General features: G+C 46.5%; 14 protein-coding genes. 9 read left to right on the top strand and 5 right to left on the bottom strand.

The features are described from left to right. Positions 1-137: 137 nt before the first annotated feature. The gene (locus tag HP548_RS14515) at positions 138-1,001 is read left to right on the top strand and encodes a LysR family transcriptional regulator (protein ID WP_175382073.1); all 864 of its coding nucleotides are present in this window, start codon (positions 138-140) and stop codon (positions 999-1,001) included. A gap of 212 nt (positions 1,002-1,213) precedes the next feature. On the opposite strand, the gene HP548_RS14510 is transcribed toward HP548_RS14515, so the two are convergent. From HP548_RS14510 to HP548_RS14500, 3 genes are all read right to left on the bottom strand, one after another. Continuing rightward, positions 1,214-2,320, bottom strand: a complete 1,107-nt coding sequence (locus tag HP548_RS14510) for a Glu/Leu/Phe/Val family dehydrogenase (protein WP_099858677.1) — start codon at positions 2,318-2,320, stop codon at positions 1,214-1,216. Positions 2,321-2,518: 198 nt separating this feature from the next. Next, a complete protein-coding gene (cdaS, locus tag HP548_RS14505) occupies positions 2,519-3,148 on the bottom strand; it encodes a sporulation-specific diadenylate cyclase CdaS (RefSeq protein ID WP_175382072.1) in 630 nt (209 codons plus the stop codon). A 149-nt stretch (positions 3,149-3,297) separates the two neighbouring features. Beyond that, positions 3,298-4,806 carry a DUF6359 domain-containing protein gene (locus HP548_RS14500; RefSeq protein WP_409347659.1) on the bottom strand — a complete coding sequence of 503 codons (1,509 nt, stop codon included), beginning with the start codon at positions 4,804-4,806 and terminating at the stop codon, positions 3,298-3,300. Positions 4,807-5,029: 223 nt separating this feature from the next. On the opposite strand from HP548_RS14500, the gene HP548_RS14495 reads away from it, so the two are divergent. The 3 genes from HP548_RS14495 to HP548_RS14485 all read left to right on the top strand — a co-directional run bounded on the left by HP548_RS14495 (position 5,030) and on the right by HP548_RS14485 (position 6,435). Next, the gene (locus HP548_RS14495) at positions 5,030-5,401 is read left to right on the top strand and encodes a hypothetical protein (RefSeq protein WP_175382070.1); all 372 of its coding nucleotides are present in this window, start codon (positions 5,030-5,032) and stop codon (positions 5,399-5,401) included. A gap of 70 nt (positions 5,402-5,471) precedes the next feature. Beyond that, complete coding sequence (locus tag HP548_RS14490) at positions 5,472-5,627, top strand: hypothetical protein (protein ID WP_175382069.1); 156 nt, start codon at positions 5,472-5,474, stop codon at positions 5,625-5,627. Between the two features lie 277 nt (positions 5,628-5,904). Further along, complete coding sequence (locus tag HP548_RS14485) at positions 5,905-6,435, top strand: GNAT family N-acetyltransferase (protein ID WP_076290703.1); 531 nt, start codon at positions 5,905-5,907, stop codon at positions 6,433-6,435. A gap of 133 nt (positions 6,436-6,568) precedes the next feature. Here HP548_RS14485 and HP548_RS14480 read toward each other — a convergent pair whose 3' ends face one another. After that, a complete protein-coding gene (locus tag HP548_RS14480) occupies positions 6,569-7,639 on the bottom strand; it encodes a serine hydrolase domain-containing protein (protein WP_175382068.1) in 1,071 nt (356 codons plus the stop codon). 281 nt (positions 7,640-7,920) lie between these two features. Further along, complete coding sequence (locus HP548_RS14475; RefSeq protein ID WP_246318069.1) at positions 7,921-8,697, bottom strand: Crp/Fnr family transcriptional regulator; 777 nt, start codon at positions 8,695-8,697, stop codon at positions 7,921-7,923. A 383-nt stretch (positions 8,698-9,080) separates the two neighbouring features. Here HP548_RS14475 and HP548_RS14470 point away from each other — a divergent pair, with 383 nt between their 5' ends. The 5 genes from HP548_RS14470 (at position 9,081) to HP548_RS14450 (ending at position 14,332) form a co-directional block, all read left to right on the top strand. Then, the gene (locus tag HP548_RS14470; protein WP_099858681.1) at positions 9,081-9,512 is read left to right on the top strand and encodes a GAF domain-containing protein; all 432 of its coding nucleotides are present in this window, start codon (positions 9,081-9,083) and stop codon (positions 9,510-9,512) included. 216 nt (positions 9,513-9,728) lie between these two features. Further along, positions 9,729-11,339, top strand: a complete 1,611-nt coding sequence (locus HP548_RS14465; RefSeq protein ID WP_175382067.1) for a helix-turn-helix domain-containing protein — start codon at positions 9,729-9,731, stop codon at positions 11,337-11,339. A 117-nt stretch (positions 11,340-11,456) separates the two neighbouring features. Then, positions 11,457-12,455, top strand: a complete 999-nt coding sequence (locus HP548_RS14460; RefSeq protein ID WP_217504717.1) for an ABC transporter substrate-binding protein — start codon at positions 11,457-11,459, stop codon at positions 12,453-12,455. A 121-nt stretch (positions 12,456-12,576) separates the two neighbouring features. Next, positions 12,577-13,227: a response regulator gene (locus HP548_RS14455; protein WP_053780067.1), complete on the top strand. Its 651-nt coding sequence runs from the start codon at positions 12,577-12,579 to the stop codon at positions 13,225-13,227. After that, positions 13,220-14,332 carry a PAS domain-containing sensor histidine kinase gene (locus tag HP548_RS14450; RefSeq protein WP_076290708.1) on the top strand — a complete coding sequence of 371 codons (1,113 nt, stop codon included), beginning with the start codon at positions 13,220-13,222 and terminating at the stop codon, positions 14,330-14,332. The genes HP548_RS14455 and HP548_RS14450 overlap by 8 nt, the downstream gene beginning before the upstream one ends. Positions 14,333-14,535 lie beyond the last annotated feature (203 nt).

Genomic DNA, 14,535 nt, shown 5'->3' with positions numbered 1-14,535 from the left:
TCCATGCGCTGTAAAAGCTCTTGATAACGATATTGTAAGCTGGCATATATATATCGTAAAATGATTGAAATATATAGATGTATCTCTCATAGAGATACCTAACACTTCATTTCATTACAGCTCAGGAGGCCAGAGCCATGGAACTCTCAGATATCGATATTATTCTCGCAGTGGCACGGTCCGGCAAAATCTCACAGGCCGCCAAAGAATTGAATTACGCACAATCCAACGTCACCACACGCATCAAAAAGCTGGAGCAGGAATATCAGGTGCAGTTGTTCAACCGTTTTCCCAAAGGGGTGGTGCTGACTTCCAAAGGAGAACAGTTTGTCCAGTATGCAACACGCATCCGTGACCTGTTAAACGATCTGGAGCAGGATATGACTGATCCCGGTGAGCCTTCAGGTACGTTGAAAATCGGGATTGTGGAGACGGCAGCATCCAGCCGGTTCATGGAAATTCTCAATGAATACCAGGTGACCTATCCCGAGGTCTCCATCTCACTTGTTAATGCCACTTCACCCAAAGTGCTGCGCAAGAAAATACAGGAGTATGAGATCGACGGTGCTTTTATTAGTGGTGCGTGTGTAAAAGAGGGCCTGAAAGTGGAATATGAAATGCAAGACACGGTGCATATCATCTCCAAACGAATGGACGTACCACCCGAAAGCCTGTGTCAGGTTTCGTGGGTCGTTTTCCCAAAAGGCTGCCCATACCGTGAAATTACGGAGGAATATTTGCAGGAAGAAGGTTTGTCTGCTCGCAATATAATTGAAGTCAGCACGATGGATAACCTGCTTAGCTGTGTGGAGTCGGGGGTTGCTTTTACCATTATGCCTTGCAGCGTTATTCACAAGAAACCGGATGAGTTCTCTGTATATGATCTGGCCGAACGATTCACACATACCACAACAACCTTTGTCCGTGGCGAAGATCGATACGTCAGCAGCGCGCTGGATCGATTTGTGAAGCTGCTGAATCAGAAGTGTATTACATTTTGAAATAACATTTCGTTGCTCTCGGGTTATAAGAATTTTTAATATTAGCCGAGCCATACGATGAACGCCTTACAAGAAAATCTTTAAACTCAAAGAGAAGGCAGGCATCCATTGCATTGCACTGCACCTCCTCTCTAACAAATGGGGTGCAGTTCACCATGGGGATGCCTGCCTTTAGCTGTTTTACATTTTATTGTAATGTGAATCCTTAAAATTTACCCGCGCAGTCTGCGGGAACTCAGCGCGTGATGACCATTTTGCAGAAACGTGCTGCGTGTATTTTTCATCAGTTCAATGCGGCGTTCAGCCAGACGATCCGCAGCAATATACGTTGCGATGCCTTCGGTCCGCGACGTGTCGAAGATTTTCTCCAGATTATTGTAGATCTCCCCAACCTTGCTCCACGCACGATCTGCATTATAGCCGTTCAGCTCATCCGCAATATTAATTACGCCACCTGCATTGATCACATAGTCTGGTGCGTATACGATTCCCATCTCATGCAGCTTGTCACCATGACGCGGCTCCAGCAGTTGGTTGTTGGCACAGCCTGCCACAACCTTGGCCTTAAGCTGTTTCAGCGTATCGTCATTAATTGTACCGCCCAGTGCACATGGAGCATAAATATCACAATCCACCCCAGTAATGTCGGCAGGGTCTACCGCTTTTGCACCGAATTGATCCACAGCCTGTTTCACGGAATCCTTATGGATATCGGTAACGATCAGATGCGCACCTTCTTCGTACAAATATTTGCACAGACGCATCGCCACGTTGCCCACACCCTGTACAGCCACGGTTTTGCCTTCCAGCAGATCCGTGCCGAATGCTTCTTTCGCTGCGGCCTTTATGCCCCGATATACACCCCAGGCTGTTGCCGGGGAAGGATTACCGGAGGAGCCGTAGCTTGGCGATATGCCTGTAACATAGTCGGTTTCCTGATAGATCAGATTCATATCTTCTTCTGTCGTTCCCACATCCTCGGCGGTGACATAACGTCCGTTCAGTCCCTGAATGTATCGGCCAAAAGCCCGGAACATCGCTTCATTTTTGTCACGGCGCGGATCCCCGATAATTACGGCTTTGCCTCCGCCCAGATTCAGTCCGGATACAGCATGTTTATATGTCATTCCCCGCGCAAGGCGCAAGGCATCTTCAATGGCCGCTTCCTCAGAAGCATAGGTCCACATCCGTGTGCCTCCCAGCGCAGGACCGAGTGTTGTATCGTGAATAGCAATAATTGCTTTTAAACCAGAGGCTCTATCCTGGCACAGTACCAGTTCCTCATAATCGTGATGTTCCATTGCTTCAAACCAGCTCATGTGTTAACCGTCTCCTCCAACCATTTTTGCGATCAATTCGCCTTCTTCAGTTCGTCTTCCATCCTCTATTGTACCCATGATGATCAAGTTTGTGCAAAATCACATCACGATGTAACAAAAAAGACCTTTCTCTCTTCACAGGGAAAAAGGTTCATTTACTCCAGCATGAAATCGGTAAAAAAATCTAGCAATGAGTGATCATGGCAAGGTTTCAACCACGTTGATAGGATGCAGATCCCCACCCACGGCGAACGAAGCTTGACCGGTCTCTTCCGAGACAACCAGCACAACCGCATCCGTCAGCTCACTCAATCCAAGAGCAGCCCTATGCCGTGTGCCAATCTTCCGTTCATGTGCAATGGCCTGCGACAAAGGCAATACATTGCCCGCGGATACAATCTGATTGCCCCGAATCAGCACCGCTCCATCATGCAGAGGTGCACCCGGTATAAACAGCGATTCCAGCAACGCATGCGTGACTCTGGCATCCACTGCAACCCCTGAGTGAATAATCGGTTCAAGCGGTACTTCCCGTTCAATTACAATGAGCGCACCATATCTGCGATCCGACAAATGCTGTACACTGGCAGTCAGCTCGGCAAATTTCTCCGTGAAGGGAGACAGATAACAATCCAGATAGAAGGAAGACGCCAGCACCTCGATCTGCTTGATCTCGGCCCGAATTTCCGCAAATTGGCCCAGCAGACACACACTGTCATGATCAAAGGTGGATAACGTCTGGTTCATTCGATCTGCCACACGATGGAGGTCCCCTTTGAGTTTGTGCCTCATGGTCGAGCTGTCGCAGTCTGCTTGCCGATTCATCATCATTGTCTTCCTCCTCACCTTGGCATCTCACTCATCATTTCATAATTATCCATACGTTTCCCTCTGCTCCGGGCATTTATGCAAAATAAAGCCTGTCCGCAATCGTGGCGGACAAGCCGATTATCCGTATATTTTCCTTACTACTTATCTTATTGAGCTTTGCCGTACGAACCTGCCTTAAACGTTGTAGGATCGTACCATTTATAGCCTGCAGCCGGTACAGCCCATGGCTCGGTTTGCGGCTCGGTAGAAGAAGCCGGAGCTTCAATAGCGAGCAGACTTGTCGGCGTATCCAATGTCAATCCAGATACCTGAGACAGACTTGTGTAGCTCTCTTTTAGTGCAAGCCATTTCACGGTATTCACAAGGAATACACCGTCATTCACTTCTTTGAAGCCATCATACGTTGTTTTGGCAGCGCCTGTTTCTTCACGTAGATATTTTGGCGTAGCATCCTCAACTGGTGAGGAGTCACCGATAAACGCTGCTTTACCTGCCCCGATCTTGGCGATCGCTGCGTAGGCTCCTTCAGCTCGTCCGCCGCCATTGTATACGCCCTGATCTACCGCGTTGCCCCATTTGGATACACCGCTAGGCACATACACCAGACCTTTAGCTTTGTTCGGGTCAATAATGGCGAGTGTGGAACCAGCATGCATGGCCACTGCGCTCACTCCAGTTGTAATGCCGAACGACTGCGAAGGTGCAACGATATCTGTGGCATTAACATCTCCAAGTGCATTGTAGCGGAAACGAATACCGAAATTGGATGCCAACCAGTCGGAACTGGTCACGCCTTGCATGGCTGGAGATTCGGCTTCTGCTGACGACATGCCTTTGGCTGGATTCAAGAATGCACCACGGCGATAGCCGTTGAATACTTCGGAGGAATCCCAGCGGTTTTTGTTCCGGTCTGCGTTATAGTGGTCCGCAATGAAGAAGACACTGCCACCATTCTGTACATATTGCAGCAGCGCAGCCTGCTCTGTCGCTTTGAAAGGCACGTTCGCTTCGCCGATAACGAAGACATCATAATCTTTCAATTTATTAAAGGTGATGGCTTGCTCACCAAAGGTATACGGGATGCTGCGATTCAGCTGATCCACGGTAAAGCCTGCGTTTCGCAAACCATTCGCAAAGTCCGAAAATGCCCCATCAATAACCCAGTCCGCAGCCCCGGCTGTCTGAGCATGCGTGTTATCAAACAATACTTTCTTCCCTGTACCATCTGGCAGCGTTGTGCCTGGATCAGGATCAGGATTAGTTGTTCCAGAGGAGAGAGCGATTGAGGTAGGATTCTTAACTCCGGCATAACTGTTGTATGCGCCAAGTGTTCCGGTTACGATAACCTTCTGCCCCACAAGATTCGGGTTGGTGGCCAGTCCATATTGCGAACGGTACGACGCTGGAATCTGCACGTCGAGCAGTTTCGCGTTGGTCTTCTCTGTTGCTGAATCTGCAATCAGGAAGTTAAAATCATTGGCGTAAGGAGATGTAAACTTGGCTGTAAGCGAACCGGTGGCATGTCCAACAATATATCCTTCCACCGTTGCCGTTGCTCCGCCACTCTGGGCAGCGATGGCCTGCGATACCGTAATGGGTGCTGCAGCGGCCTGTACCGGACCTTGTGAACCAGGTTGAAGCAATGCCGTCGCCATCATGATGAAGATCAGGAATCCCCCGATCCAATGCTGCCATATCGCTTTCTTCATACTTGCCTTCTCCTCCTCGTAATTACCTGATAATGGGTTATCCACCTTTAATTTAATCGTTCATATGATGAATTCCTCTTTCTTTTTGTAAAATGTTTGCAAAAACTTTTGGAAATTCTACCAATTGCCCATACTGGTTAACAAAAGTATTCCAAAGGAGACCTGTATGATGAAATTGCTATTTCTTCTGCTCCTGCTGATTATTCCACTGATTATGGTTTTTGTTGCGCTTCGCTCCCGGATGGTAACCCGCATTTTCCATGTACTTGCCCTGCTATGTTTTTATAGTGCGGCGACTGTCATTGCCGGTGATGTGTACGCTACGAATGCCCATATGACGACGTTCACCACAGAAATTCACCATTTCCTGTTGAATGGATGGTTCCTTTATCCCTCTGCATACCTGGGTGTGTACGTTCCCTATCTACTGTGGATGAGCCTTTTTTCAAAAAAAGTTGAGTACATTCGAGCCTTGGCATTGCATTTTGCCATCGTTCATTGCATAATGATAATATACTGTGATAATGATTATCATTCTTGAGCCTGTCTCAAGTCTTCTGCCTACTGTACATGACTTAACGATTTTATAGATAAAGGGGAACGAACATCGAATGAATACAACTCTGCAAAAGGCTGATCTGCAGCTTGACGATTATTTGGATCTTCTGAACCTGGCAACCAACCTGGGTGACACCAAATGGCAAAAGGAAATTATTCGCAAGCTGGCTTATACTTATCCCGCAGTTCAATGTAAACAACCACAATAGCATGCTTATACTTACATAGCTCGTAACCCATTCTTTACACGAATCGGTTATTGGGCTATTTTTGTTTTACTATATAATTGAACTAAACATTTACACGAGAAACGGAGAGGACAGAAAAAACCTGAAGAAGCGGAGCGTTCGCCTTTATCCCCGGATTTTCTCCTTTGAAAAAGGGAATCAAAAAAATCTGGGGATCACAGCGATCGGAAGGTTGTTCTGTCATCGAAGTGGCAAGTGTAAATATTCTTTAGTTCACTTTATATAGGAGGGAATAGCTATGCAATTGGAGACCGAACGACTCATCATCCGGGATATTCTGGAGACAGACTGGGAAAGTATACATAGCTACACATCCATGACAGAAGTTACTCAGCATACGGCATGGGGACCGAATACGGAAGAAGATACGCGAGATTATGTGGAATTTGTGCTAAATTCACAGCAAACACAACCACGAGAGGGCTTCGAACTGGCGATATGCTTGAAAAAGGAGGGCATCCTGATCGGTGGTGTTGGCCTTCACATCGAAAAGACGAACGCAGAAATCGGTTATGTGCTCAATCCCGTTTATCAGGGAAAAGGGTATGCTGCCGAAGCAGCCCGAGCCATGCTTGGCTTTGGCTTCAATACACTTGGTGTACACCGCATTTATGCAAAATGCCGCCCGAATAACAAGGCTTCAGAGAACGTTATGCAGAAGATAGGTATGCAGCGTGAAGGTTTGATGCGAGAGCATTGGTTTTACAAAGGGGAATATCATGATTCGTGTCTATATTCGATTCTTGCAAAGGAATATGCAGGTGAGTGAATACCATGGGTATAATGCAGGAGGGCGTTAACACGTCCTCTTTTGTATCATGGATTAGTTATCTTGGATGGGAGTCTCTAGATATAAAAAAACCACCTAATGATTAGGTGGCTAATACTTCTATCGATTCCCGTTACTTCAATGACGCTTCTCTCTGCATGATTTCTTCCAATATTTTTATACCTGTAGAGTCTATCATCGTTCCTTGTGAAGGCTCTTTTTTTGTCATCCATTTTCTGATTTGAGCAAGATAATGATCCATAAGAGAATTTGAGAAAAAAGAATAATTGGATAGCAATACAACTCCTACACGGAGTTCCTTATTGAAAGCTAGATAACTATTAAAACCAGCTGAACCCCCGTTATGCCAGAGGATAACTTTATCTAGAAGATTATCCTCACCCCAGCCAAAATAACGGTTTGAATTTCCGATCGATATAGGGAGATGACTTTTTTGTAGTGTAGAGGCTATCGGATTATCATCATTTAGATTAGCTTGGACAAATAAACTCAAATCGCTAACAGATGACTTAATCCCCCCAGCTCCTACATGTATAGAAAGATCCCAATGAGGGACTCTTTTCCCAGATGAAGCATGTCCATTCAAAAACCTGCTATTCTTTTCTGCATCAAGCATAACGGCTGTCTCATTCATCTTTAATGGACTTGTTATATATTTTTTTAACAGTTCGTCATACGTACTTCCTGACACCTTACATAGTATGTATCCCAGTAAACCCACAGCGATATTGGAATATCCAAACGAACCAATGCTATCCGTGTAATCAGCAGTAGATAAAAAAGCAGTTAAATCTTGCTCGGTATACATTGAATAAGGATTCGATCTTTTTTTAGCCAAATTGTGGTTGGTTGCCAATATAGGTAATCCAGAGGTATGAGTAGCAAGGCTTCTCAAGGTAATCTTATTCAAATAATCGTTTTCAACGTTTTGCACAAACTTACCAACACTGTCATCCGAGGATAGCAGTTTTTCTTTTTCCATTTCTAATAAAAGTATGGATGTAAAAACTTTGGTTATGGAGCCGATCTCAAATAACTTATGCTCAGGAGGAATCATGCTTTTCTTATTATTATTATCAAATGAATAGTATTCAACATCTCCCTCCCTAACAATCCCGATAACAAGCTGTAAATGCTTCTTATCTTTTGTGTAATCTGAAACTAAACTTTGTATATCCTTCATAGTAAAAATTACTCCTTTTTATGATTCATTTATTACTCGAATGTTGAAATTACGTTGATCAACCTATTTTGGGTAAACCAAACTATGTATTCGTTTCCATTTCTTGATTTCCTACCCCGTTAACTGAACCCTCTAAACTTTTTATTCAATACCACTTCTTCAAGCCGCTCATATCACGCCAAAAAAACTGATCCCGAGTAAATCGGACATCAGCTTTTTTGAATTCTCCGTAACGACCCCAATCGCCATGGAAGGAAACAACCCTATTCAACTTGATTTCATTACAATCGGCACAACTCTACCGGGCAGCTTGGAAATGTAGGACATCCGCACATGCAGCGCAAGGCTGCCAGGTCACGAATCATCAGCTTTCCATCCACGGTGTCCAGCGTCCCCTGTTCTTTCCAGGCTCCCAACATACGCGTTACACTCTCCCGCGTGGCACCAATCATTTCCGACAACTCGGTATGATTCAGCTTCATGTCGAGCACGATGCCATCCGGCGTAATTCTGCCATACGAGTTGCTGGCACGAATGAGCGTCGATGCGAGTGCACCTGCCTTGCCATAGAGCAAGAGGTCACGGAAACGCGACTGGGTGATACGCTGAGCGAGCGCCATCCATTGCAGGAATTTCAAGGCAAGGTCACCGTGTTTGCTGAGCACACTTTCCAAGTCGCTGAGCGAGATGATCCCCAGCTCCCCTTTTTCTGCCATCTCAGCACTGTAGCTATGGGATAATCCACCGATGCCGCCAAACTCTCCAATTAGATCGCCGGTTTGCTGAATCGATAAAATGATTTCTTTCCCATCCTCAGTCGACTTGGTCAGCTTCACTCTTCCCGAGCGAATGTAGTACAGGTATCCGGCTTCATCGCCTTCCAGAAAGAGACTGTACCCCGACTTTACCCGTTTCGGCTGCATCTTCGCTTCGATCAAGCCCCATTGTTCAGCTGTCACGAACGAAAGGATTCCACCTGTCTCCCGTGTCATCTTGCTCGCCTCCGTCTGTTCTTGTTGTGTCGCCTGGGTTGTTCTTTCTGTAAATACCGTACCCATTACCTTCGTCCCCCTCGGTGTTTCCTTATGTATCCATCATACCGCGAATATAGCATGGGGGTTATCGGGGGATTACCTGAACCTCACGAAGAAACTCCCTGAATTTGCTGTGAGATAAATCACACTTATGAGGTGCCTTTACGACTCTGCAATCGAAAAAAGCCTTGCTGTTCCTGGCCAGAATACCTGTCCATACACAGGATCAGCAAATTGCAGAACGGAAATAGGGGTTTTCCCTGAATTACAATACTTAAAAAAGGGGCTACAATAGAAGCAGCAGCGAAATACCCTTATTTTAAGATTTCCCTGACCACAGGTTAACGATATTGATATTGATTACACCGTAACGTACGGTATGATTCCAAAAAAGGAAGTGTCCTCTCATGCATGATGAACTGCCATCTGGCATTCAGGAGATGATCGACGGCCTGCGCCTGAGTACCTCCAGCGATTTTTGCGGACTGGCCTGTCTGTCCGGTACGATGCTGCGCTGGAAGTATACATCCGGCACCAGCAACGAACGGGTGAAACGCATGGAGATGCGTCCCGGACAAGATCTGGTTGGCATAGCGCTTCGAACTGGACGCACCGCTCTATCTGATGCACAATCCACCGGGAAGCATACACCCGGCCGTTGCCCGTTAATGCTTGCGGAGCGGTTGGTATGTGCCATAGCAGTGCCTGTGTTCCAGCAAGGAAGTGTTCCTGGCGCAGTGTTGCTCCTTGGCAGCAGATTACCCTGCACGTTCTCACAGGAGATGGTCCGTCAGACCGAACAGGTCGCTATACAGCTGCAGCCAAAAGTGTACGGATAAAGACAGCTGTCTGGAATACGCTAAAAAGTCTTGTTATTTCCTAATGGGAGTAACAAGACTTTTTTTGATTATGGTTTATTCTTAGTTGGACAAGCGTTAATTAGTCACCTTGCCATCACTACTCTGTGTACGTCGACGTCTCTCTCACAGATTGATATAATCGAGTCCATACATCGATATGTTCAAGATAGAACATACGGCTAGGAGGCTACAGATATGCTTGTACTGACAAATGCCAGTGTGATTCCTTGGGAAGCTGCACAGCAAACCGGATTTATTTCCATAGAATCTCCTTCCCTGGTGACTTGTACAGCCACGGTGAACTTCCAATATGGGCAGGTACATGGCGTTTTACATAAAGGCCAGACCCTTTTCCTCTATCCCCCATGCTCCCTGGAGCTTATACATACTCCGGCTTCTGCCTTCACGGTATATCATATAGGCTTTCTGGAATACGGATTAACGAAAGAGTCCCATGAGAAGCGTGTCTATGAACTTACATCAGAGAACTTGCCTGCACATGGGGCAAAGACTGGAGCCAGTTCACAAGGGTTCCGGATTCTTGCCATTATCCAGGAACTTACCGACAAACGTTCAGGTAGCATCCAGACCGAAGAAGCCCGATCCCATTTTCTACTGTGTGAGCTGCTTGAGTTATTCAGGCTGGCGGTGAAACCTGCCACAGAAATGGTGGACAGTGTAATTCGGGATGCTCTTTACTATATTAATCATCACTATGGCGATCATCTCACCCGGGAAGACATTGCCCGCATGACCGGATTTAACGCAAGCTATTTCTCTAGATTTTTTCAAAAACAGGTGGGGCGCAGCTTCCAGGCTCATCTGACCCGAGTTCGGATGGATAAGGCAAAGCAATACCTCCTATCCACACAGGCCACATTGAAGGAAATTGCCTTGCTAGTAGGCTATGCTGACGGTTTATATTTAAGCCGCAAGTTTAAGCAGTCCACCGGGATCAGCCCAAGTGAGTATCGATTGCAGCCACGTGCGAGACGGATTGCAACGGTTCAGTATACAGGGGATCTGCTTGCCCTCGGCGTTCAACCCGTTGCGGCCTCCTTTCTTCCCTGGGCCCTTTCTCCATTGATCCAGGATGAGCTGCATGACGTAATTGATCTGGATGAACATGGCGTGGAAGAATTACTGCGCGCTGAACCGATTGATTTGATCATCGCACCAGATTATCTGTACTATTTGCCACACAAGCTTGAGCAACTTGAACGTATATCCCAGGTTATTGTTCTCCCTTGGAACCAACTGGATCGACTGGAGACGGTCCGTCTGATTGGCCGAATTGTAGGACGAGAACAGGCAGCTGAAGATTGGATCGAACACTACACAACACGGGCCAGAACCGAATCTGATCGACTAAAAGATTTTATAAAACCCGGAGAAACCGTTGGTCTGTATGAGCTGTGGGAAGACGGCACCATTTGTATCTGGAATGCAACCGCCAGAGCAGCCTATAACGTGTATTATGGACTTCATCTTACTCCCCACCCCAACATCCTCCGTGATGTTTTGGAACCTGACAATCATCAATACATTGAAGAAGACCAATTAACAGAATATGCAGCAGATCATATGTTTCTTGTTCTTCCGGCACATGAAGGTGGCCTGTATCACGATTCAGCAGATAAACTTAGCGAGCGCCCAGGCTGGCACAAGGTTATGAATAACGGAAATCGTCGCATATACCCTCTGCAACTGGAACAATTCTGGTGTAATGATGCCTTGTCTCTGGAGAAGCAACTTGAACTTATGGTAGAAATCCTGATTCGGGAGAATAGCGTTAAGGACAGGTAACATTTGTCCATGCTCAATGGGTCACATTTTGAGATAGACGATACTTGTGCACAAAAGCTACGATACATAGGAGGTTTTATTGAGAAAGATAATCATTATTGATTGGGGAGAAGCAGAATGACAGGGGTTAAATCAAAATGGTGGGCCGGGCTCATAATCCTTTTACTTGTGATAGGAATTATTGGCTGCTCAGGTCAAGCGGAAGAAACGACAGAAAATAAAGCCTCCGCACCTGCCGTAACAGAAGAACAACCAGCGACCAGCGAAGCAGAAACACAGGTCATATCGACGGTTAACGGAGATGTTGAAATCCCCGTGAATCCTCAGCGTATCGTTACGCAAGGTTACCTTGCTGATTTTCTGGCACTTGGCGTCAAGCCTGTAGGCGCGCCAGATTATGAGCTAGAAAGCCCGTATGTGCTTGATCTCGTTGAGGGCGTGGCAGACATTGGCCGGATTGACGGCGGATCAGTAGAGAAAATTTTGGCACTTCAGCCTGACCTGATCGTTACTGTGGGTGGAGATGAGAAACTGAACGAGCAATATCGTAAAATCGCACCCACACTCATCATCCCTTACGGAACATACGACAATGTCCATGAGGAAATCACCGCTTTTGGTGAAATCATTAACAAACAGAAGGAAGCCAAAGATTGGTTATCCCAATTCGAAGTAAAAGTGAAGGCCGCCAAAGAGTCCATTCAAGGACTGGTCAAAGAAGGCACAACCTTCTCCAACTTCAGTCTGTTCGGCAAAGAATGGTACATCAATGGGGATGGTGTCAATCGCGGTGGACAGGCCATCTATCAACAGCTCGGACTGAAAGCACCAGACATTGTACAGAAAGAGCTCATTGATCAGGATAAAGATACTGTAGCGATATCCGAGGAAAAGTTGGCAGATTACGCAGGTGACTATATCTTCCTGGATTTGTCCAACGGAGGTTCACTGGATGAGGGCTCAGCAGTTTGGTCATCCCTGGACGCAGTGAAGAACAATCGCGTGTTCAAGCTTGACGGAGAACGCTTCTGGCCCTATGATCCACTTGCCGTGGAAGCACAGGTTCAGGAAATTGCAGACATGATTAAGGAGCGTTTCGGTAAAACAGAGAACTAAAGTTTAATTCCTCTTGTGCGATATACAGAGAAAAGAAGCTATTCAGAGATTCCCCTCTGAATGGCTTTCTTTTTTGGTATGATAAAGACAGAACTGTGGAACCGGACAGGAGGAAAATGATGTGATTCAATTATTAGTTGTCGATGATCATGTAGTTGTACGCTCCGGGCTGATCGCCCTGCTCGACGGAAAGAATGATATACATATTGTTGGAGATGCAGCCGATGGCGATGAAGCTATTGCCAAAGCACAAGAACTGAAGCCGGATGTGGTCTTAATGGATTTCAGCATGCCGCCAGGCAAAGACGGTCTGACCGCTACTGCTGAACTGAAGAAATTGATGCCGGATGTCTCCATTTTGATCCTGACCATGCATGACGATGAAGAATATCTGTTCCGCGCTATCCACGCTGGAGCATCCGGATATATTCTCAAGAGCGCGCCGCATGAAGAATTGCTTGCCGCTATTCGTTCTGTAGCAGAGGGTAGCGCCTATCTGTACCCAAGTGCGACCAAGCGGCTGATGAGTGAATACCTGGACAAAGCGAAGCAGGAGAACGCCGGTCCGTACGACACGTTATCTGAGCGGGAGAAAGAGATTTTGTCCTGGATTGCCAAGGGTTACGCCAACAAGGAAATCGCTGAACATCTGGTGATTAGTGTCAAAACAGTCGAATCCCACAAAAGCAATCTGATGGAGAAGCTCGGCCTTCGAACCAGACCGGAACTGGTGAAGTTTGCGATGAAAAAGGGGTTGCTGAACTTTGAGTAGCACACGTAAAAACAGACTTAGCGGATTTGCCGACCAACCTGTGCGTCAGTTATTAGAGGAAATCGACAGTCACATTACAGATAATGAATTCCGCAGCAGACTGAAAGGCTCCCTGCATCAGCTCAGTGATCTGAAATTTGCCCTGGATGAGTCGTCCATTGTAGCCCTCACGGACCGCAAAGGAAAAATCCAGTATGTAAACGATAAGTTCTGCGAAATTTCACAATATAATCGGGAAGAATTGATCGGTCAGGATCATCGGATCATTAATTCGGGTTATCACGGCAAGAACTTTATGAAAAACCTGTGGGAAACGATCTCTTCCGGACGAGTGTGGAACGGAGAGATTCGTAACCGTGCCAGAGATGGCAGCCATTATTGGGTGAATACAACCATTGTGCCTTTTCTCGATAACGATGGTGAGCCCTATCAGTATTTGGCTGTTCGTAGTGAGGTAACCAAGTTGAAGCGGGTCGAAGCCGAGTTACAGACGATGATGACCCAGGTCATGAACATCCAGGAAGAGGAACGGCGTCGCATCTCACGCGAGCTGCATGACGGCATTGGACAGAGTCTCTTCTCCCTCGTCATTCAGATGGATCGTCTGCTGGCGGACCAACCTCATTCTGGTGTGGAAGCACTGCGGAAACAAGTTACGGGCATTATGGAGGATGTACGCGGCATGGCATGGGAGTTGAGACCCTCCGTACTGGATGACCTTGGTGTCGTTCCGGCCATTCGCACGTATATCGAGAACTATACCCGGCACTACGGGATTGAAGTGGAGCTGGAATGTAATCTGCGAAAACGGCTGGAGATGAACCGGGAGATCGCCATGTATCGCATTATCCAGGAGGCGTTAACCAATGTAGCCAAGTACGCCGATGTGTCAGAAGCTCATGTGACGGTGGAAGATTCGGAAGAGGCAACCGTTGTGAGAATAGAGGACCGAGGCGCAGGGTTCAACAGTACGACGGCTGGTAACGGCGTTGGTCTATTTAGCATGGAGGAGCGAGCTCGTGGAGCCGGAGGTACACTTGTAGTATCTTCGGAGCCTGGCGAAGGAACTGTTGTTACCTTTTGTCTACCCAAAACTGTTCATTAAGTCGCTTCAACCTGTACTTTATATAGAAGACTGTTTACGGATGTGCTCCGTGAACAGTCTCTTTTTCGATCCATGCCTGTATCCTGCTCCCATTCATCATCTCTATTGGTAAAAATGACAAAATGAAAGCTCTGAATCGGATAAATTCAACATTTACAATAAATATATTGACTCCAATTACGATTCGTCATTAAAATATGAAT

The organism is Paenibacillus taichungensis, from assembly GCF_013359905.1.
Classification (GTDB): domain Bacteria; phylum Bacillota; class Bacilli; order Paenibacillales; family Paenibacillaceae; genus Paenibacillus; species Paenibacillus taichungensis.
The sequence above is the reverse complement of the archived record's forward strand: the minus strand, read 5'-3'. Positions and strand labels throughout refer to the sequence as shown.